The sequence below is a fragment of the Pseudomonadota bacterium genome (assembly GCA_027624955.1).
GTDB lineage: Bacteria > Pseudomonadota > Alphaproteobacteria > UBA828 > UBA828 > PTKB01.
Window position 1 is genome coordinate 1 of the sequence record JAQBTG010000037.1, and the last position, 20,636, is coordinate 20,636.

Annotated in this window: 21 protein-coding genes and 1 tRNA gene; 10 read left to right on the forward strand and 12 right to left on the reverse strand. The window is 59.1% G+C overall.

What is annotated here, in order from left to right:
- Positions 1–34: 34 nt before the first annotated feature.
- Positions 35–325: a hypothetical protein gene (locus O3A94_13460; GenBank protein ID MDA1357259.1), complete on the reverse strand. Its 291-nt coding sequence runs from the start codon at positions 323–325 to the stop codon at positions 35–37.
- A 173-nt stretch (positions 326–498) separates the two neighbouring features.
- Positions 499–575 (reverse strand) — tRNA-Arg (locus O3A94_13465).
- A gap of 152 nt (positions 576–727) precedes the next feature.
- Here O3A94_13465 and O3A94_13470 point away from each other — a divergent pair.
- From O3A94_13470 to O3A94_13480, 3 genes are all read left to right on the forward strand, one after another.
- Positions 728–2,818 (forward strand): caspase family protein, encoded by a 2,091-nt coding sequence (locus O3A94_13470; protein MDA1357260.1) that lies wholly within the window; start codon positions 728–730, stop codon positions 2,816–2,818.
- Positions 2,819–2,953: 135 nt separating this feature from the next.
- On the forward strand, positions 2,954–3,868 hold the full coding sequence (locus O3A94_13475; GenBank protein ID MDA1357261.1) for a DMT family transporter: 915 nt from the start codon (positions 2,954–2,956) through the stop codon (positions 3,866–3,868).
- 110 nt (positions 3,869–3,978) lie between these two features.
- Positions 3,979–5,328 carry a spore maturation protein gene (locus tag O3A94_13480; GenBank protein ID MDA1357262.1) on the forward strand — a complete coding sequence of 450 codons (1,350 nt, stop codon included), beginning with the start codon at positions 3,979–3,981 and terminating at the stop codon, positions 5,326–5,328.
- Between the two features lie 8 nt (positions 5,329–5,336).
- Here O3A94_13480 and O3A94_13485 read toward each other — a convergent pair whose 3' ends face one another.
- Together O3A94_13485 and O3A94_13490 are read right to left on the reverse strand one after the other, a co-directional pair.
- Positions 5,337–5,534, reverse strand: a complete 198-nt coding sequence (locus O3A94_13485; protein MDA1357263.1) for a hypothetical protein — start codon at positions 5,532–5,534, stop codon at positions 5,337–5,339.
- 35 nt (positions 5,535–5,569) lie between these two features.
- A complete protein-coding gene (locus O3A94_13490) occupies positions 5,570–5,965 on the reverse strand; it encodes a hypothetical protein (protein ID MDA1357264.1) in 396 nt (131 codons plus the stop codon).
- A 101-nt stretch (positions 5,966–6,066) separates the two neighbouring features.
- On the opposite strand from O3A94_13490, the gene O3A94_13495 reads away from it, so the two are divergent.
- On the forward strand, positions 6,067–7,572 hold the full coding sequence (locus tag O3A94_13495; protein MDA1357265.1) for an aldehyde dehydrogenase family protein: 1,506 nt from the start codon (positions 6,067–6,069) through the stop codon (positions 7,570–7,572).
- A 190-nt stretch (positions 7,573–7,762) separates the two neighbouring features.
- Here O3A94_13495 and O3A94_13500 read toward each other — a convergent pair whose 3' ends face one another.
- A complete protein-coding gene (locus O3A94_13500) occupies positions 7,763–8,350 on the reverse strand; it encodes a TetR/AcrR family transcriptional regulator (protein ID MDA1357266.1) in 588 nt (195 codons plus the stop codon).
- A 65-nt stretch (positions 8,351–8,415) separates the two neighbouring features.
- Here O3A94_13500 and O3A94_13505 point away from each other — a divergent pair, with 65 nt between their 5' ends.
- From O3A94_13505 to O3A94_13520, 4 genes are all read left to right on the forward strand, one after another.
- Positions 8,416–9,279: an NAD(P)H-binding protein gene (locus O3A94_13505; GenBank protein MDA1357267.1), complete on the forward strand. Its 864-nt coding sequence runs from the start codon at positions 8,416–8,418 to the stop codon at positions 9,277–9,279.
- Positions 9,276–9,443: a hypothetical protein gene (locus O3A94_13510; protein MDA1357268.1), complete on the forward strand. Its 168-nt coding sequence runs from the start codon at positions 9,276–9,278 to the stop codon at positions 9,441–9,443. The genes O3A94_13505 and O3A94_13510 overlap by 4 nt, the downstream gene beginning before the upstream one ends.
- On the forward strand, positions 9,436–9,924 hold the full coding sequence (locus O3A94_13515; protein ID MDA1357269.1) for a DUF1772 domain-containing protein: 489 nt from the start codon (positions 9,436–9,438) through the stop codon (positions 9,922–9,924). Before O3A94_13510 ends, O3A94_13515 begins: the two co-directional genes overlap by 8 nt.
- Before the next feature lie 194 nt (positions 9,925–10,118).
- Positions 10,119–11,012 carry an alpha/beta hydrolase gene (locus tag O3A94_13520; GenBank protein ID MDA1357270.1) on the forward strand — a complete coding sequence of 298 codons (894 nt, stop codon included), beginning with the start codon at positions 10,119–10,121 and terminating at the stop codon, positions 11,010–11,012.
- 45 nt (positions 11,013–11,057) lie between these two features.
- Here O3A94_13520 and O3A94_13525 read toward each other — a convergent pair whose 3' ends face one another.
- Positions 11,058–11,507 carry a tetratricopeptide repeat protein gene (locus O3A94_13525; protein ID MDA1357271.1) on the reverse strand — a complete coding sequence of 150 codons (450 nt, stop codon included), beginning with the start codon at positions 11,505–11,507 and terminating at the stop codon, positions 11,058–11,060.
- Positions 11,508–11,593: 86 nt separating this feature from the next.
- Positions 11,594–12,736 (reverse strand): cobalamin-independent methionine synthase II family protein, encoded by a 1,143-nt coding sequence (locus O3A94_13530; GenBank protein ID MDA1357272.1) that lies wholly within the window; start codon positions 12,734–12,736, stop codon positions 11,594–11,596.
- 124 nt (positions 12,737–12,860) lie between these two features.
- Between O3A94_13530 and O3A94_13535 the strand changes: the two genes are divergently transcribed.
- Entirely contained in the window at positions 12,861–13,199 is a 339-nt protein-coding gene (locus O3A94_13535; GenBank protein ID MDA1357273.1) for a hypothetical protein, read from the forward strand.
- A 29-nt stretch (positions 13,200–13,228) separates the two neighbouring features.
- On the opposite strand, the gene O3A94_13540 is transcribed toward O3A94_13535, so the two are convergent.
- The 3 genes from O3A94_13540 to O3A94_13550 form a co-directional block, all read right to left on the reverse strand.
- Positions 13,229–13,987: an SDR family NAD(P)-dependent oxidoreductase gene (locus O3A94_13540; GenBank protein MDA1357274.1), complete on the reverse strand. Its 759-nt coding sequence runs from the start codon at positions 13,985–13,987 to the stop codon at positions 13,229–13,231.
- 61 nt (positions 13,988–14,048) lie between these two features.
- Positions 14,049–15,212 (reverse strand): MFS transporter, encoded by a 1,164-nt coding sequence (locus O3A94_13545; protein ID MDA1357275.1) that lies wholly within the window; start codon positions 15,210–15,212, stop codon positions 14,049–14,051.
- 90 nt (positions 15,213–15,302) lie between these two features.
- Positions 15,303–16,100: a LamB/YcsF family protein gene (locus O3A94_13550; GenBank protein ID MDA1357276.1), complete on the reverse strand. Its 798-nt coding sequence runs from the start codon at positions 16,098–16,100 to the stop codon at positions 15,303–15,305.
- A gap of 584 nt (positions 16,101–16,684) precedes the next feature.
- Here O3A94_13550 and O3A94_13555 point away from each other — a divergent pair.
- Complete coding sequence (locus O3A94_13555) at positions 16,685–17,551, forward strand: DMT family transporter (protein ID MDA1357277.1); 867 nt, start codon at positions 16,685–16,687, stop codon at positions 17,549–17,551.
- Here the strand turns inward: O3A94_13555 and O3A94_13560 are convergent.
- Positions 17,529–18,728: a tetratricopeptide repeat protein gene (locus O3A94_13560; protein ID MDA1357278.1), complete on the reverse strand. Its 1,200-nt coding sequence runs from the start codon at positions 18,726–18,728 to the stop codon at positions 17,529–17,531. The genes O3A94_13555 and O3A94_13560 overlap by 23 nt on opposite strands.
- Complete coding sequence (locus tag O3A94_13565; GenBank protein MDA1357279.1) at positions 18,729–20,600, reverse strand: AAA family ATPase; 1,872 nt, start codon at positions 20,598–20,600, stop codon at positions 18,729–18,731.
- Positions 20,601–20,636 lie beyond the last annotated feature (36 nt).

Consider the following 20,636-nt stretch of genomic DNA (forward strand, 5'->3'; position numbering starts at 1 on the left):
CCGTCGGAAACCCGGCCGCTACCGCTCGCCCCGCTCAAATCCGGTGGCCGTCATGAATAATCCGGGCTAGGGCGTCGTCAGCAACGAGTTGAAGAGCATGTTCAGCGTCAGCTACCGCACGAGTAAACGATTCTGGCGTTCGACTGCGGAACCAGTTTTCGATTTCCGCAGGTGTGGGTTCTCGATCCTCGGTTTTCTTTAGATGAGCTATCCATTCGTATTTTTGGTCTTCAACGATGGCGTATGCCATCAGCCCTAATGTCCACGAATACACCGGCTCGGTGACCAATTGTCGGTGAGTATCTTGAGAGGTGTTTACTGCCATAATTGTCTTGGCCTGTATTGCTCTTGCGACCGAATCGACCGATTTGTGGTTATTCTACCGTAATTCAATCCTTAGGTTGTATAAATGCTCGCAGAGCCAGCGCAAAGCCTAAAGGGCCGCCTAAACTGAGCCTAAAACTTTTACCGCCAATTCCGCTAACCCATTGAAATAATTGGCGCGCCCTCCAGGATTCGAACCTGGGACCTACGGCTTAGAAGGCCGTCGCTCTATCCAACTGAGCTAAGGGCGCTCCGAGTGGCGTGCGCGCTTCTGTCTATATTGCACCCTGCGGAGAACGGGGCAAGAGGGCGCGGAATGGCGAGACTGTGACGGGAATGGCTTTTATTTGACGCCACCCGGGTTAGTCTATGCGGGCATTGGCGCGGGGAGCGAATAATTCTGATGAATTACCGAGACTTGGCGGCGGCCCTTATTGTGGCAACGGGCGTTATGGCGGTCGGCGGATTGAGCCGCGCGACCGCCGCAAATTCCGAGGCCGTGATGGCCTTTGAAGGGCACTGGAACGGCAGAGTCATTCTCGATTGCGCCGGGGTAACCGCGCCCATGGAGATCGTGATCCAAGGCGGTGACATGACTGGCCAGGTGATTGTGCGTGGCCAAGGAGAGGGCGACGGCACCTACACCATTTCCGGTTATATCGACCGGAAGGGGCGCATATCCGATGGGCGCCTGCGCGGGCCCGTCATCTTAAATATGCGCGGCAGCTTTTTAAATATGCGCGGCAGCTTTTCGGACCATGAGGGTAAGGGTCAATTTCAAGGGGCGGAATGCAGCGGCAGTTGGAAAGTTGCATTAGACGAGGCTGCGGCTGCGTCAACGCAGGATGAAATTGCCGCCGCACCGGCTTCTGCACCGGCGGATCAAGTATCTCCGGTGATAGACGCGCCGGGCGATATGACCACCGAACAGCCGGTTATCGAGCTTGCAGGACGGGTCAGCGACGCCTCGGCGATCGTCGAATTTACGGTAAATGGCGCCGCCGCGCCGCTGGAAGCGAACGGCAACTTTCGTCTTCAGCGCGGTGTGGCACTAGGACAAAGCGAGCTGGTGATCGCGGCGCTCGACGAATGGGGCAACCGTGCTGAGCGCCGTATCGTAGTCACGCGGCGCGCCCAGGGAGAATCCACCAACCGCGAGGCCAGCGCGGACAAGAACATCGTTACTGACAATGCTGCGCCAATGATATCCCTGCCCGAAAATTTGGAGACAGACGAGGCCGCGATCGACATTTGGGGCGGCGTCGTCGACGTCTCGCGCATTGTCGACCTTAGGATCGATGGACGTTCGGTGGCGATTGGTGCGGACGGCGCCTTTTCCATCCGCCGCGGCGTGCCGGTGGGGGTCAGCGAAATCCGAGTTACCGCGCTCGACGAATGGGGCAATGAAGCTGAGCAGCGCGTCCGTATCACCCGTCGCGCGCCGGTGAATATGGCGGTGGCCGACAGCCCGCCCAAAGAAAGCCAAATCGCCACGCTGGGCCAGCAGAATGATGATAAGCAAGCACCGCGTATCAATCTGCCGCCCAAGCTAGTAACGGAGGACCGGGAAATCGATATCGCGGGCAGTGTTTCCGACGATTCCGCGATCGTCGAAATGTTCGTCAATGAACGCCGCGTCACGCTTGGTTCGGATGGCAGTTTCCGCATCCGCGAGCGCCTCACGATCGGCATCAATAAGTTTGCGTTCAGAGCCACCGACGAATGGGGCAACAAGGCCGAGAAGCGTATCGACGTTGAGCGCAAGCAGCTTGATTTAGCGCTCGGCAGTTATCACGCCTTGGTTATCGGCAACAATGAATATCTAAACATGCCGAAATTAAAAACCGCGGTCGCCGATGCTGAAGCGGTTTCCCGCGTGCTGGAAGATCGCTACGGCTTTACGGTTACCACACTGATCAATGCCACGCGCTATGATGTGATTGGCGCCATGAGCGAACTCCGCGCCAATCTCGCTTACGATACCAACCTGTTGATTTATTACGCCGGCCACGGTGTCATCGATCCGGTGACCGAGCGCGGCTATTGGTTGCCGGTCGAAGCGGAGCAAAGCAATTCAGCGAATTGGGTGTCGAACGACGACATCACGGACATGCTCAAGGCGATACCGGCGCGCCACATATTGGTGATTGCCGATTCCTGCTACTCGGGCACGCTGGTCCGCGCCGCTTCGATCGATCTGGAGACCTGGGAAGATCGCCGCGACTGGCTGAAACGCGTCGTCGAGAAGCGCTCCCGGACGGCGCTGGCGTCGGGCGGATTGGAGCCGGTGGCGGATGCGGGGTCGGGTGGCCATTCGGTTTTTGCGGCGGCATTGCTTGGCGCGTTGCAGGAAAATACCGAGATCATCGAAGCGAATGAACTGTTCGCGCCGGTGCGCAAATCAGTGGTGCTGAACGCCAACCAAACCCCGATATACTCAGACATCCGCCTGGCCGGCCATGACGGCGGCGATTTCATCTTCGCCCCCAAATAACCCGCCGACCTCAGTCGGGCCAAATTGGCCTATTTTTCCGGACGCGACGCGTTTGCGTTCGACAGCACCCGGCCAGGAGTGCCACATTCGCGCCCGATGACTTCCACAAATTCAATGCCGCTTGGCGGCTCCCCCGTGCACGCCTCGCTTGGGTTGTCGCTGTTGATGTTGCTCGCGCTCGGGGCTCTCTGGGGCAGCATCACTGCAATGGCCAAGGTCATCACCATGGCGGGTGTGCCGGCACTGGGCTATGCGTTCTGGCAGACCTCTGGCGCGGCGGTTATTCTGTTGGCCGTTTGCCTGGCGCGCGGCCGGCCGCCCCCTATTAGCAAGGCGCATCTCCGCCACTATGTCGTCGTCGGAGCCCTGGGGAGTGCAATTCCGACGACCAATTTGTTTTATGCGCTGTCCAATCTGCCGACCGGGATCGTCGCGCTGGTGATTACCACTGTGCCGCTGTTTACCTATTTGCTTTCGCTTGCCGCCCGGTTAGAAGGCTTTGATTGGCGCCGTGCAATGGGTATTGGCCTTGGTTTCGCAGGCGCGTTGCTGGTGCTTCTGCCGGCCGGCAGCCTACCGCGCCCGGATATGATTCCTTTCGTCATTTTGGCTTTTTTGTCGCCGTTTTTCTATTCGCTCAATTCTGTCTATGCGATGAAATTTCATCCGCCTCAAATGGATTCGATGCATGTCGCCACCGGCATGATGATGACCTCCAGCCTGATGCTGTTGCCTGCGTCGCTCGCAACCGACACCTTTCATCCGCTGTGGCGGAGTTTCGCTTTAGCCGACGGCCTGATCCTGGTGCATATGGTTTTGGCGGCGCTCACCTTTCATATGTATTTTGTCCTGTTGCGTCGCGCCGGCCCGGTCTATTTCAGCCAAGTCGCCCTCATCGTCACGCTCGTGGCAGTCGGGTGGGGCGTGGTGCTGTTCGACGAGCGGCATAGTCTGTGGATATGGGCCGCATTGGCGTTGGTGTTTGCCGGCGTGGCCATGGTCAATTTGCGCCACAAATTCCAAGCTGCCAGAAACGGCGCAAAGCCCTAAAGGATTTTTGCCTGGCGCGGTGAGGCGCGGGGCTTTTCATTGCGAGCGAAAACGCCGAGCATTGCGGTGGGCGGCTCGATTCGTGCCGTCCGCTCCGGGGAGCCCGCGCTTTGAACGGAATTTTCTTCGCCCTCGTCCTCATTTCCTTCGCAACCGCGGCGGTGCGGCACCTGCCGTGGCTGGCCGGCGCTGAAGGCGGCGCGGTGCCGATGGACGTGTTGGGACAGGCGATGATCGCCTCGGCCAGCGACGCCGTCACTCTCGCCATCGGCTTGGTCGGCGTGATGGCGCTATTTCTCGGCTTGATGAAGGTCGCCGAACGCGGCGGCCTGTTGGTGATCATCGCCCGCCTAGTCCGCCCGATGATGGTGCGGCTTTTTCCCGAGGTGCCGCCCGAGCATCCGGCGATGGGCGCCATGATCCTCAATATGTCGGCTAATGCGCTGGGTCTCGGCAACGCTGCAACGCCCTTCGGCATCCGCGCGATGCAGCAGTTAGATAAATTGAACCCAGTTAAGGGCACGGCGAGCAACGCCATGATTCTCTTTCTCGCGATTAACACGTCGAGCGTAACTTTGCTGGCGACAGGAGTGATTGCGCTCCGCGCCGCCTCGGGCTCGGAAAATCCCGCCGGCATCGTGCCAACCACACTTGTCGCCACGATCTGCTCGACCGCCACAGCGATCATCGTCGCCAAGCTCTGCATCCGCTGGTTTCCGCCCGCCACAGCGGAACCGCCACAGGCGGGAAAAGCGGCCCTGGCGGAGGCTTCCACTACGGATGAATTTGATGACCTTGGTGGCGTGGCGGAGGGCCAGGAAATCGGCGACGGAGAGCAACTAGAGCGCGCCACCGCCCGCCCCTATCCTGCTTATGTCTCCTATTTGGTTCTCAGCGGGATCGCCGGCTTCATTCCGCTCACGGTTTTTTACGGCCGTGAAATCGCGCCCTGGATTATTCCCGGCCTGATGCTGTTGCTGCTCGGCTTCGGCATGGCGCGCCGGGTGCGCATCTATGAAGTGTTTGTCGAAGGTGCGCGCGAGGGCTTTCAGGTGGCGTTCCGGATCATTCCTTATCTCGTGGCGATCCTGGTGGCGGTCGGCATGTTCCGCGCGAGCGGCGCCTTGGAATACATCATCGCGCCGATCGGCAGAGTGACAGAGCATATCGGCATGCCTGCGGAAGCCCTTCCCATGGCGCTGTTGCGCCCGCTCTCAGGATCGGGCGCCTACGGTATTTTGGCGTCAATCATCAACGATCCAAATACCGGTCCGGACAGCTATACCGGCTATCTGGTCTCCACCCTTCAGGGCTCGACCGAAACCACGTTTTATGTGCTCGCGGTTTATTTTGGCGCGGTGCAAATCCGTCGCATCCGCTACGCGCTGATTCCCGCGCTATCCGCCGATTTGGTCGGCATAATCGCCGCGGTGGCTATCGTTTCACTGATGTATGGATGAATTATTTTCTAGTGCGGGAGCGAATTGCGCAATTCGTGCCGGCGCTGCAAGAGGCGACGGATGCGGATTGGCAGTGCGCCCTCATCGATGATATCGCGATCCGCCAATACTCGGATCAGGTCTTCAATAACGCGCACCAGCTCAAGGTCGGTTGCCGCCAATTGTTCGAGCGTTGCCGCAGAATCTTCCGCGTCCGCCTTTGCCATAATGTTCGCCTCTGAACTTGATCTCGACGGCTATTCTAACCCGATTGCCGAGGCGAGGGCGAGTCGCGGTTAAGGGATCTGTTGAGTTCGCCCAATTCGGCCAATTCGAACTTCAAGCTGCGACGGTCCGCTGCCCCGCCGCTGGCAACACGCAACTGCCGCTTCATGTCCTGTGTGATGCGTCTCAATACCGCGATGACCTCGCCCCGGTGTTTGTCGCTACCGAGCTCAAGAACGACCTCCTGATTCATCATGAGATCGGAATAGGCGGCATGATCGGTGCGCCCGAGTTTTGTTAATTCGGTGTCGAGCTCGCGCCAAGCCCCCTCCCACGCCGCATAGACGCTGGGGCGCGGGCGGCGGCCTTCGAGCGCTACCATGATGCGCACGAATTGCCACACAGAAATTCTCATCTCGCCTTTTTTTGCCATGTCGTCTTCTTTGGTTATCTTGCCTGAACGGACAGGATATCGCGGTTCCGCCGTACCCGCATTCGATATAATCTGACGCCTGGTTTTAATGGAGAAACGTTATGGATTTGGACAGCATATTCGCCGCCCTCGACCTACAGCCGGACTGCCGCCAAGGCGGCGATCGGGCGGTCTTTACGCCCATAGACGGCAGCGAAATCGCCCGCGTGACGAGCGATGACGCTGCCTCGGCCGCTCGCAAGGTCGCCGCCGCGGAAGCCGCCTTCGTTGCCTGGCGCGCGGTGCCGGCGCCGCGCCGCGGTGAATTAATCCGCTTGCTGGGCGAAGAATTGCGCACTCACAAGGAGGCGCTCGGGCGACTGGTGACGCTAGAGAGCGGCAAGATCCTTCAGGAAGGCATGGGCGAAGTGCAGGAGATGATCGATATTTGCGACTTCGCGGTCGGTCTGTCGCGCCAACTATACGGCCTAACCATCGCCTCGGAACGGCCCGGTCACCGGATGATGGAAACCTGGCACCCGCTCGGCGTCTGCGCCGTGATCAGCGCATTTAATTTTCCCGTCGCGGTGTGGTCATGGAATTTTGCTCTCGCCATCGTGTGTGGCGACCCGGTGGTGTGGAAGCCCTCGGAAAAGACGCCGCTCACCGCTCTTGCCTGCCAACGTCTGTTCGAACGCGCCGCCGGGCGCTTCGACGGCGAACTGCCAGAGAATCTGCTGCAGGTTCTGATCGGCGGCAAGGAAGTTGGCGCGGCGTTGGTGGATGACAAGCGGGTGGCCTTGGTGAGCGCTACGGGGAGCTGCGTGATGGGTCGGGAAGTAGCGCCCCGGGTCGCGGCGCGCTTCGGCCGCACGCTGTTGGAACTCGGTGGCAACAACGCCATGATCGTCGCACCAAGCGCAGATTTGGCGCTGGCCGAGCGGGCAGTCACCTTTAGTGCTGTCGGCACTGCCGGACAGCGCTGTACTTCGCTGCGCCGGCTGATCGCACAGGACAAAATCGCCGACGACTTGGTGGCGCGCTTAAAGGTGGTCTATGCCGGCGTTCCGATCGGCTCGCCGCTCGACGATGGCGTGTTGCTTGGACCGCTCATGGATGCGCGGGCCTTTGATGCCATGCAAGTGGCGTTGACGCGTGCGCGTAACGAAGGCGGCACGGTACCCGGTGGCGAACGGGTGCTCCAGGCGGACTATCCGCAGGGTTTTTACGTCACCCCGGCGATTGCCGAAATGCCAGGGCAAACGGCAATCGTCGCCGAGGAAACCTTCGCGCCAATTCTTTACGTCATGCGCTATGGCACTTTTGAAGAAGCGATTGCCATGCATAACGGGGTGCCACAGGGGCTATCGTCCTGCATCTTCACCAATGATATGCGCGAGGCGGAGCGCTTTCTGTCTTCGGAAGGCAGCGATTGCGGCATCGCCAATGTCAATATTGGCCCGAGCGGCGCCGAAATCGGTGGCGCCTTCGGCGGCGAGAAGGAAACGGGCGGCGGGCGCGAATCCGGTACCGAAGCCTGGAAGGGTTACATGCGCCGCGCCACCAATACCATCAACTACTCATCGGACCTACCGTTGGCGCAAGGCATCACATTCGGCAGCGGCTGAGAAACGGCGCCGGCCGCCCGATGTCGTCTTAGCCGGGCCGGCGCGCCTGCAGGCCATAGTCAGGTCCGGTATCTTCAACTATCGAACCCCAAGGCTTGTAATCGCTGGTTGATGATTTCCAAAAACCTGACGTACTCTATCCGCGCTTTTGGAGACCGAGCCTGGGCCCACATGGGGAATTCGCCCGACGTTATTCGGCGACAAGCGTTCGCCGGGCAAGAAGCTTCATCGTATCGACATAGCGCTTCTGCGGCCAGCCGCAGCCGCCCGTGAGCTGTTCCCAATTGCGCACGGAAAGCATTGTCCACAAAATGTCCGTTGCTTGGTTCGTGGAGTAGTCGGAAGTTAGCGTGCCGTCTTTCTTGAGCGCCTTTATTGCCGCTTCACAGCCCTCGCGAACAGCCTGCATACGATCGTTCCAGGCAATCGCCGCCGCATTATCAGTGTCTTGCATTGCAAGGAACGCTTTGGCGATGCCATGAATCTTCGGAATGTAGTTTCCCCACGCCTCGATAAACGCATTCAATCGCTCCACACCCGTTGACGCGGTTCGACTTGCAGCGAGCCCCTCATCGACGTTGTTGACCTCATCCAGATAGCGTGCGGTCGCGACGAGCAGCTCCGCACGCGTTGCAAAGTGCAAGTACACCGCCTGCCGGCTTATCCCTGCTTCCTTCGCAATATCACTCATGCGAACGCTTTTGCCGGGTTCAGCTTCGAGCAGCTTCCACGCGGCTTTCAAGATTTTTCCTCGGGTTTCGACATTTGAACTTGACATCATGTCAATGTAGCCCCATTTGACACGGTGTCAACTTTACACAGTGTCAAGCAGGAGAGAAAACAATGGCCATGAATGACGATATGAACAACCCCACTCGATCTAAGTCACCCACGCTCGTTCTCGGAGGGACCGGCAAGACCGGCCGCCGCGTTGTAGAGCGGCTCACACGTCGCGGCGTGCCGACACGTATCGCGTCTCGGGCCGGCGACCCGTCCTTCGACTGGGGCAATCGGCGTAGCTGGGACGCAATGCTCGAAGGCGCGACGGCAGCGTATGTCAACTATGCCCCCGACCTCGCCATCCAAGGCGCGACGGATGACATCCGCGTCTTTGTCGAAAAAGCCGTGGCGCATGGGGTCCAACGTCTGGTTCTCCTGTCCGGCCGCGGAGAACAGGAAGCACAACTATGCGAACGCATGGTCCAGGACTCGGGCATTGAGTGGACCGTCGTACGCGCAAGTTGGTTTAACCAAAATTTCTCCGAAGGCGCGTTTCTCGACATGGTATTGGCCGGCGAGATTACGTTACCCGCCGGAGAAGTCGGGGAGCCGTTTGTCGACGTTAACGATATAGCCGATGTCGCAGTCGCCGCGTTGACCGAGGACAGTCATGTCGGCCAAATCTACGAGGTCACCGGACCCCGACTCCTGAGCTTTGCGGACGCAGTGGAAGAGATTGCCCGAGCTAGCGGACGCGAGCTCCGATATAGCCAAATTCCGCAGGAGGCCTTTGCGGCGGGTATTGCCAAATCTGGCGCGCCCGATGACATTCAGTGGCTGCTGAATTACCTGTTTTCCACCGTGCTCGATGGTCGGAACGCCTTTGTGTGCGACGGCGTCCGTAGAGCGTTGGGGCGGGAGCCGAAAGACTTCGCAGAATATGCCCGCCAGATCGCTGATTCGGGCGTTTGGAAGGTGGCGGCATGAACGCGCTGATGCCCCTCGCCGGGACGATAGCGCTGCTCGGAGAGTACCGCCGAGTGACCGAGAGTCAGTTTTTCGACATTGGCGGGCTCGAAGCACAAATATCAACAAGTTCGGAGAATCTCGACCGACTTCAATCACCACACAAAGGAAAAACAGATGCCTGATGATTGGATTGTATATGCGTGTCTCGCTGCTGGCATCTGCAGCGGGCTTGTTGCCGGGGTCTTCCTGTCCTTTTCGGACTTTATCATGAGATCGCTTGTCGCTGCCCGCCCTGCCAGTGGCATCGAGGCAATGCAGATGATCAACAGGAAGGTAGTTCGAACGTGGTTCTTGGTGATGCTGTTGGGCATGGCCCCAGCTTCGGTCGCGCTCGCAGGCTATGCATATTTTAACCTGAGCGCCCCGACATCACTTCTGATTATCGCAGGCGCGGCGATATACTTGGTTTTCGTTGTTCTCGTAACGATGTTCTACAACGTTCCCATGAACAACCGTCTGAGTCACATGGACCCGTTCGCCGAGGAGAGCGTTAACTATTGGAAAATATACGGCGCGGTGTGGACGCGGTGGAATCACGCCCGAACGCTCGGGTCTCTGGCGTCAGCGCTGTGCTTCCTCTTTGCCAGCATCGCGCTGTCATGAAGTGGTTCTTTTGGACGTCCGTTTCGCGCGGCGAAGCAGATCCGCATAGCCGAGATCGGCCTGGGTTGGGCATCGCCATAGCCCGGCGCCGTGCCGCCAAACTCATGGGGGTCTGAGCGCCTGCCGCTTGCCGCGGGCAGCCTCTTCGGCGCACATTATGTAATTCTGAAAACCGGCGCGGGGACGCAAACGATATGAGCAGGCGGGCGATTTCCTTCTATAGCGAAGGCGTGAAATTACAGGGCGATCTATTCTTTCCCGACGGCGCGGGCGCCGATGATCGGCGCGCCGGCATTGTCCTTTGCCATGGCTATACCGGCGTCAAAGATCTGTTTTTACCGGACAATGCCGAGTGGTTGCGCCAAGCCGGCTACGCCGTACTTATCTTCGATTATAAGGGCTGGGGCGAGAGCGAAGGCGCGCGCCATCGCTTGGCGCCGTTCAGCCGCGTGGCCGATAGCCATGCCGCACTCAACTTCCTGGCCGCGCAGAAAGCGGTCGACGACAACCGTCTCGGCCTGTACGGCACGAGTTATGGCGGCGCCACCGTGATTTGGGCCGCCGCCCTGGACGCCCGCGTCGGCTGCGTCGTCAGTGTGGTTGGCGTCGGGCAAGGTGAGAAATGGATGCGCAGCGTGCGCCGTCCCGACGAGTGGATCGACCTGCTGGAACGCTCGGCGGCAGACCGCACTAGGCGAGCCCTGACCGGCGAATCAGAAATAATCGAGCGCGACGAAATATTGCTGCAGGACCGCGCCTCCGCGGAACTTTCAGCCGAAGCCCGGCGCGCCAACCCGGCGGCAATCAACACCCTGCCGCTCGAATTTGTCGATGAAACCTTGAGCTTTCACGCCGATTGGGTGGTCGACAAAATCGCCCCCCGGCCGCTTCTGCTGATCACGACGGATGACGACCGGCTGGTGCCGCCGGAGCAATCAGAAAACCTCTTCGCCCTTGCCGGCGAGCCAAAAAAACTCGTGACCCTGAACGGCTACGGCCATTACGACGTCTATACCGAGCCCGCTTTCAGCGAAGTGATGGCGGAAACCGGCGCCTGGTTCGCGACGCATCTTCCGGCTCGCGGATAGGCCAGCGAAGGCTCTCAGCGATGCCAAGCGGGAAGCGCTGGCCAATTAATCCCGTCGATTGCTGGCCTCTATGATCACGGTGGCGCGCGCGTCCAACTTTTGAGCGGCGCTATAATCGCCGAGCGCATCATAGATCAAGGCCAGATTGATCAAGCTGTTTACCACTTCCGGATGCTTGGGCCCGTATTTCTGAAGGCGAATATCAAGGGCACGGCGATAGAGCGGACGAGCCTCGGTGTAGTCCAATTCGGCCTCGTAGAGAGCGGCCAGATTGTCGAGCACTTCGGCATAGGCGACATCTTCGACGCTCATTTCCCGCCCTGCGATGGCAAGTGCTTCTTTGGCGTGAGGAATGGCTTCCTGAAAACGGCCCTGCGCGTAAAGCGAGGCCGAGCTGTTTAGCGCGCTTTCGAGATTATTTGAAGCGGCAAATGCTGAGCAGGAGAAGACAAGGGTAGCGGCGGCGAAGACGGCCGCAAAACGTGATGAAATCATGAAACTTTATCCCGGGCTGTTGACCCCCGCCGAGATTATCGTCCGACCAAATTAACTCCAATTGCTAAACAGTTTACTAACAGCGTCTACCAAAGCCGCTCCGACGCCAACGCCGCGCCTTCGGCCAACGCCTTAAGCTTGAGATCGCAAATCTTGGGATCGACTTTGCCGATGCCGGCGAAGGTGCCAAACCCGCAATCAACCCCGGCGATCACGCGTTCACGGCCGATGATTTCAGCGAACCGCTGGATGCGCTGAGCCACCAGTTCAGGATGTTCGACATAGTTCGACGTGCTGTCGATCAGTCCGGGGATAAGAATTTTGTCGTCGGGCAGACCAAACTCCTGAAGCACCGCCCACTCATGCGCGTGGCGCGGGTTGGCGGCCTCAACTGAAATCGCTGAAGGCTTGGCTTTGACGATAATATTCAAAATCTTTTCCAGCCCGATATCACAATGATGCGGACCCTCGTAATTTCCCCAGCAGATATGCATACGCACGGATTCGGCGGGAACATCCGACAACGCCTCGTTCAGCGCCTCGATGTTCTGTTCCGCTTGTTTGACAAATTCAGCGTCGGTCATATCGCTAAACGAGACATGGCGGCCCATGGCCAGGTCGGGGCAATCCACCTGAAGCAAAAATCCGGCGCGCACGATGGCGGTATATTCTTCTTTCATCGCGGCAGCCAAGGCGGCGAGATATTTCTCGTGGGTGGGGTAATAGTCATTGCTCTGGAATATCGCGATGACGCCTGGCGACGCGGCGTTGAGAAAGCCTTCCTGCGCTCCCGCCGCGTCCAGCGCGTCGCGGAAATTTTCCAGATCCGTTTCCAGCGCCAAAGTGTCGCCCACAGCCACCGGGCCGGTGCAGCGCGCGCGAACCACGCGGCGCACCGCTGCTGCCTGGCCCATACGCACGCGGTATTTTGGGAAACCGGCAAGATCGGCAAAATGGATCGGCGGGCTCTCCCCGGAGAAGCCGGTAAGACGGTCCTGGATATAGGTCGCATAGCCCGGCTTGCTGGCTTCGCCGTCGCTCACCACATCAATGCCGAGCGCAACCTGCTCGGCGACGACGTCGTGCACGGCACGGCGCATGCAGGCATCGTAGGCGGCATGGTCGTAAGGTTCGCCGGCATCTTTGGTGACGAGGAAATCCATCACGTCATCGGGACGCGGCAGACTGCCTACATGGGTGGTTAAAATTCTTTCAGTGCTGCGTCTCATACCGTTCCACCTGTTAATTCTAATTTTGCCCAACGGGGCGCGGCCAACATAGCGCAAGGCACAAGTCGTCGCCAACTCCCTAGCTAGGCATTTGACCCGTCCGTGGAACGCGATAGGTTGCGCCATGCAGGTGCGGCGTAAATTGATCGGTGGGAAAATTTGTTACGAAATCGTCGAGGCGTTTGATTATCGCGGAGAGGTCGAATATCGCTCCGTCGTCCAGCTCGGCACGGACTCAGACCCGCAGGAGGCGCTGCGCAAACACCAGACTTCGCTGATCGATGCCACCAGAGCCCTGAAGCGGTTGCAACCACTTCAGGACGCCGACCACGCTATCCGGCGAAAATGCGACACGTTGAAATCTCGCCTCAAGACCGAACAAGAGCGTATCGGTCTTTTGATCGACGCCATCGAACGGCTAGATGAAATCGGCGATAAGGAGCCGGAAACGGCGGAGCCCTAATCTCCGCTTAATCTCTGCCTAACCTCTATCTAGCCTCTGCCGACAAAAGGCATCTTGGTAGCCATGACAGTGAGAAACTGAACGTTGGCGTCGAGCGGCAGGCTGGCCATATACAAAATGGCGCGCGAGACGTTATCGACATCCATTACCGGCTCGTTGGCAATTTCGCCGTTCGCCTGTGGCACGCCCTGCGACATGCGCTGGGTCATCTCCGTCGAGGCATTGCCAATGTCGATCTGACCGCAGGCGATATCGTATTTGCGCCCGTCCAACGAAGTGCATTTTGTGAGGCCGGTGATGGCGTGTTTGGTGGCCGTGTAGGGCGCTGAGTTGGGCCGAGGTGTGGTGGCTGATACCGAGCCGTTATTGATGATTCGCCCGCCCATCGGCTGTTGGCTCTTCATCATGCGGAAGGCTTCTTGAGTGCAATAAAAAGCGCCGCTGAGGTTGGCGTTGACCACGGTCTGCCATTGTTCAGGGGTCAATTCCTCGAGGCCGATGCCGGGCGCGCCGGTGCCGGCATTGTTGAACAGCAGATCAAGGCGGCCAAAGCGCTCCTTGGCGGCAGCGAACAGCGCCGCGACCGACTTTGGGTCTCCGACATCGGTTTCCACCGCCAGTGCTCGCGCCGCATCAGCGCCGGCCGCCGCCAAAGTCTCCTCGAGGCGCGTCAGGCGGCGCCCAGCAAGCACCAGTGAATACCCCTCGCCAAGCAGCGCTAACGCGGCGTACTTGCCGATGCCGCTACCGGCGCCGGTGACAAGAGCGACTTTAGCTCCGGAATTCATGGCCCTTCTCTCCCTACACGCCAACCGTGAATGCTGTCGGCCTAATTAGCATGGTTGTGAATCAATCCGCCAGGGCCGCGCCGCGGCGGCGCACATGCAGCATCGTAAAGAGGGCGATCAGGACCACGCCAAGGAAAGGCAGGGCGATATAATTCATCACATGCCACCCGATCCATTCATGCAGCACACCCGATAGTAGGGCGGCGCACGCCACCGTGCCAAAAACCAAAAAATCGTTGGCTGCCTGGGTTTTGGCTTTTTCGGCAGGGCTATAGGCTTCGGTGACAAGCGTCGTGGCGCCAACAAACAAAAAACACCAGCCGACACCAAGCGCCATGCCGCCGACCCAAAAATAAGCGAGATCGACACCCGCCAAATTGATTACGACGCAGGCAGCGATCAGCACGGCGCCGGCGCTCATGATGCTGGTTGTGCCGAACCGCCGGATCAAATGGCCGGTGAAGAAAGCCGGCGCGAACATGGCGAAGACGTGCCACTGGATAACTTGCGCCGTGTCAAAAAATCCGTGCCCGGCGCCAAGCATGGCAAGCGGCGTGGCGGACATCAGGAGCGACATCAACATATAGCCGACCATGCCGCCCAGGGCCGCGACGATGAATACCGGCTGGCGCATGATTATGTGAAGTGGTCGCCCACCGCTGGCGCGTTCTGCCGCGGTGGGGCGGGGAATAACGATAAAGCGCAGGGTCAGCAGGCTGGCGACATAGAGAACCGCGACCATGACATAGACTCCGGCGAAGACATCGTCAGGAAGCAAATCCTTTGAATAATTAGCCAGCAACGGGCCGACGGATGCGATCACGCCGCCCGCCATCACAAGGGAGATGGCGCGGCTTTTGAAGGCTTCTTCCGCTGTGTCGGCGGCGGCAAACCGGTAATATTGGCCAAATCCGTTAAACGCGCCGACAAGCAAGCTCGCAGCGCAAAAAAGTACGAAATCGGAATCTCGGATGGCGATGACTGCAAGGGCGACACCCACCAGGCCAATACATAGACCAACCGTAAAGCCGTCACGTCGTCCGATGCGCTTCATAAGAAACGAGGCCGGCGCTGTTACCACCATCACCGCGACGAATTGCATGGCGAGTGGCAAGGTCGCCAGCGCCTTATCGTCTGAAAGATTGTGGCCAATCAGCGCGGCCGAGGTCACGATCGCCGACGTCGAGGTCATAAAAAAAGCTTGGCAAAGCGCCAACAACAACACATTGCGCCGGCGCGAAGCCCGCGACAAAACGACCGTGGCGTCATCCGCCGGGACGGTCAAACGATGGCGACCTGGCTGGGCCGGTGCACCCTATTGTGCCGCTTGGCCGGTCTTGGCGGGCGCCGGGACGAGCGGCGAAAGCTCAAACTTGGCTGCCGCCAGCCCGTCGGCAATGGTGCGCGCCAAATCTACCGCGTTGGGACCATCGCCATGCAAACAAATGCTGCGCGCGGTCATCGGGACCGCGTTGCCGTTCACACTGAGGACTTCGCCGCGCTCTAGAAAACGGGCGAGACGCTTTTTTGTATCGGCCAAGTCAGCACCATCGTTGGCGCGTTTGAGGATAAGTCCGCCGTCATCGTCATAGGACAGATCGAAATAAAGCTCGGTCACCACGTCGATCCCCATGTCAGCGGCGATGCGCGTCACGGCGTGTTTCTCGGCTGGCGCGGGAAAATAAATCATCGGCTGCGGGCAAACCTCGATCACGGCGCGAGCAAATGCTTCACTGAGCGGTTCACTGACACTTAACATCGAATACAGCGCGCCATGCGGCTTGACGTGGTGTAATTCCATGCCGTGCGCGAGCAAAATGGCCCGCAGGGCGCCCGCCTGATAGAGCGTATCAGCATAGATTTCGTCCGGCGAAAGCGCCATCGCGCGGCGCCCAAAACCGCGCAGATCCGGCAGGCCAGGATGGGCGCCAACAGCAACCCCATGTTGCCGGGCTAGGCGCACCGTCTCGACCATGATCATCGGATCACCAGCATGGAACCCGCAGGCCAGATTGGCGGTCGTGACATAGGGCATAAGCGCTTCGTCCGCACCCATGACCCAATTGCCAAAACTCTCGCCGCAATCAATATTTATGTCGAATGTCTGAGTCATGCTGGCCATTCCCGGTTAATGAAGAGCTCTGACGCCTCAAATAGCCCTTTATCCAGGCGCTGAGAAGGGCCTACCGCGAATTAATTTTGTTTTTATTGCAAAAATTTCGATTCATTGGCTGATATTTTTCTCAAGAGTCTGTATATAACCATTCCGGCCCGATTTTGATGTCCGGCCGCATGAACCACTCTCATACGATCAAATAAGAGAAAATATATGCCCCCGTCCTATCACAGGAAGCCGAAGCCGTCCCGCGAATACCAGAACAAGAAACGTAACTGTCTGAAATGCGGAGAGAAATTCCTTAGCGAATGGACCGGCGAGCGAATCTGCCCTAAATGCAAGCAAACTACCGAATGGCGCTCAGGCGCGGGCATCTCGGCGGCCTGACGGCAGAATTTCACGCTATTGCCGCAGCCTCAATATCTGCGGCCTTAGATATTTAACCAGCTTAGCGGTCTTAGCTTTCCCGAACATCGAAAAGTTGAAGCTAATATCAGACGTATTACGATCCTTTGAGTTGAGCCTTCGGCGGCTCGCGGGACTGTTCCCGCGCCTCGGCGCGCAGTTTTTCTGAAAAACCCATGATAAGCGCAGCGCTTCGCGCCCTACCGCCGCCGGTCAAAGCCGCTTTGTGGATGGGCGGCACGGTGCTTTCTTTTGCCCTGATGGGCGTCTGCGGGCGCGAATTGAGCGGCGAGTTAAGCACCTTCCAAACCCTATTCTGGCGCAGCCTGTCGGCTGGCGTTGCCATCCTCCCGTTGCTATTTTTTCAGGGCTGGGGCCACGTCCGGACGAAACGTCTGGGCGCACAAATTTGGCGCAACCTGTTCAATTTCGCCGGGCAATATGGCTGGTTTTACGCCGTTGGAGTGATTTCCCTAGCGGAAGTCTTTGCACTCGAATTCACGACGCCGATTTGGACCGCGGTGCTCGCCTTCCTGTTCCTCAAAGAACGATTGACGGCGCCACGTCTCGTGGCTATCGCGCTCGGCTTTGGCGGCATTTTGTTGATCACTCGGCCAGGTGTCGAAGCAATCCATCCCGCCGCCTTCGCTGTGCTCGGCGCGGCCGTCGCCTACGCCGCTTCCTACACGATGGTGAAAAGCCTGACGGACACGGAATCGCCGCTCACCATCCTGGTCTATATGACCGTCGTGCAACTTCCCCTTTCCCTCGCCTTTTCCGTTGACGGGTGGATTTGGCCAAGTTCCTCGTTGTGGCCGTGGATCGTCGCGGTAGGATTAAGCGGCCTGTGCGCGCATTACTGCATGGCGCGCGCCTTCCAACACGGCGATGCCATGCTGGTGGTGCCGCTTGATTTCCTACGCCTGCCGCTGATCGTTGCCGTCGGATTTTTCTTCTATGGCGAAGAGCTCAATCCCTGGGTACTGGGGGGCGCGGCGCTAGTATTCGCAGCAAATTTTCTCAATATCCGCTATGCTCGCTGAGCCCATCGAGCGCCTGTTGAATTGCGGTCAAGGGTGCCAGAAGTCCGGCTTGCCGCGCGCCGTCTCGCAAGCGCGCGAGTTCGCGCACGATCTCCTCGCCATGCTCGCCGCGGCCATAAGCGGCCAGGGCATGACCACGCGCGCTAAGAAATTCGGACCACGGCAACGGCTCCTCAGAGGCATAAGCCATTAGAGCGTCAGCATAGCGATCCACCTCGTGCCAATCTTCGCGCCGGAGCGCGACCTCGATGGCGCTACGGTAGAAGGCATAGTAATTGTGGCCGACACATCCTTTTGCCAATAGTGCCTCGCCGTCGCGTAGCGCGACCGCGGCTTCTTCGGCATCATTGCTGACCAAGGCCAATGTGCCGAGCACCCAAGCGGCGAGGAATCCGGCACCAGTTTGGTGCGCCAATTCCAAAGCTTGGTGCATCAAGTCAACGCTCTCATCGGCCGGCGCGCCGCGGGCATGGCGGATGCGCGCGATATAGATCAGCTGAAACGGCTTGAACCGGCTGGCGCCGAGCGATTCAGCCAATTCCAGACCGCGCCGGATGTGTGGCTCAGCGGCGGCAACATCGCCGCTTTCCACCAGCACGCGCCCGGCCGTCAGGCGGGCCACCATTTCGGCACGTTGGTGGCCAATGCGCTCGGCAGATGCGATGGCGTCCAGGGCATCTGCCAGAGCGCCGGAGACATCATTGAGATAAAACCGACCCCAGGCCACCATGTATTGATTGCCGACGGCGATGCGGCCATAGCCATGTTGATGGCAAAGATCGATGCAGCGGCGAAAATAATCGAGCGCGGTGATCATACGCCCACTCGAATAGAAAGCATCGCCGAGGCCGCTTAGAGCGCGCGCCTCATCCTCGGGAGAAGCCGCGAGCTGGGCGTGGGCAAGCGCCTGTTCATGCTCCTTCAAGCAGCCCTCAATCTCGCCAAGAGGAAAATACAAATTACCGCGATAGTAATGCACTTGCGAGCGTTCCAAATTCAGCGCTTCGGATTCAGCGATGGCTTGCGCTTGATCGAGCGCCTCAAATGCGCCGTCGAAATCATCGGTGACGCGCATTCCCGCCGCCAGGCCGATTAAGGCGCGGCAACGCGCCGGCCCATCCTGCGCGGCGTCTAGTGCGGCTCTGTAGATAGCAGTAGACTCGCCGGCATGTCCCATTTATCGAGTGCATTCGCCCTTCAGCATCAGCAGCGCATGGCTTTCAGCCGCTGCGCCTGCTAGGGCGAGGCCGCTTTGCACCAGCTCCAAGGCACTCTCAAAATGGAAGCGCCGGCTTTTCACGCGCGCCGCTTCGAGATAAGCGGCGGGTGCGCGGTCATCTCCAGCACGGCCAAGATGCTCGGCGTGAAGACTAAGATCGCGTGCGGTAAACCATTCGGCGGCAACCAGGTGAAGTTCGCTCCGATGCGAATGGAGAAGAGATGCATAGACGCTCTCCCAGATGAGCGCATGCGCAAAGATAAAATCCTCTCCAGCGGCACGCACCAGATGGTTTTTCACCAGTGCCGCGCAATCGTAACTCGGCATCTTGAGCAGACGGCGCAGGACATCCAGTGAAAATAGCTGGCCGAGTACCGTCGCGGCCTGGAGCGCTCGCTTGTCCTCCGGCGAGAGCAGATCGACGCGCGCCAGAACGATGCTCTGCACGGAACCGGGCACCGTCTCATGATCGCGGCCGATAGTGCTCCTGAGAAGCTGGTCGAGAAACAATGGATTGCCTTCGGCCCGGGCGACGCATTGTTTGGCGAAAGCCTCGGTGACATCTGTAAATCCCTCGGCGATCTGCATTGCCTCTTCGGTGCGAAACGGCATGAGATCGATGGTCGTAAAGGGCGATGCTCCGGCGCTGTAGCGCCATATCGAGTCCAGCGGGTCGCCCTCGATGCGCGAGCTCATCAGCAGAATAATGGGACGCTCACCAGCGAGGCGTGCCAGACTCGCGAGATGGTCGATCGTCCGGCCATGCGCCCAATGCACGTCCTCGACGATGAGCAAAAGCGGCCGCGTCCGTGCAGCACCAGCAAACAGGGCGGCAACGCATTCCTGCTTGCGGAGGTTGCGGTTCTCATTTTCCATGGCGTCAAAGATCACCCGCATTTCGGCGCTCTGCGGAATGTTCAAAAGGTCATAGAGAAAGATGCGCTCGCCAGCATCAACCAATCCTCCAGCAATTGCTTGTTCGACTGCGGCAGTTCGCGCCTCGCCGTCGGCCTCACTCGACAGATCCAATAATTCGCTAATTAGATCGGCGATTGGCTCTCGCCCCCTGCCCACTCCAAAATCTAGAATAAGACCGCGATACCTACTGAAGCCGTGGTCCGCCGCCACGGCAGCAAACTGGTCGACCAAGCGGCTTTTACCGATGCCGCCTTCGCCACGCAGGTACACCACCTGCCCCGTGCCACTTTCGGCCAAGGATTCGAGCACGCCGTGAAATTGCCTGAGTTCCGCTCGGCGACCGACGAAGGGCAGCGCTTCGCCGGGTAAATTGTCGCCGGCCAAACTGAGGGCGCGCCACAATCGCACTGGTTGTTCAAGACCGCGCACTTCCGTTTCACCGAGATCCTCAAGCGCGGCGCCGCGCGGCAAGGCGCTTTGCACTGCTGGAGAGATCACGGTTTCGCCCTCGCCAGCGAGGCCCATCAGCCGCGACGCTAAATTTACCGAATCGCCAAGCACGGTATATTCACTGTGGCTTTGACTGCCCAGGCCGCTTGCCATGACCTGGCCGCTGGCGACGCCGGCATGAACCCTGAGCGTCAAATTCATCTCGCCGCTCAAGCCGGCCATTGCGTCATGGATGGCGAGCGCCGCGCCAACCGCCCTCTCAGGATCGTTGCCATGGGCAATCGGCGCGCCAAAAAGTGCCATGACGGAATCGCCCATATGTTTGTCAATGGAGCCGCCGAAGGAATCGACAATGCCGTCCACGGTTTCGAAAAAGCGACTGAGAATGCGGTGGGTTTCTTCAGGATCCCGTTCGCTGCTGAATTTTGTAAAACCGGCGAGATCCGCGAACAGAACCGTCACCTGGCGGCGCTCCCCTGCCACGGGCGCAGGGTCCGC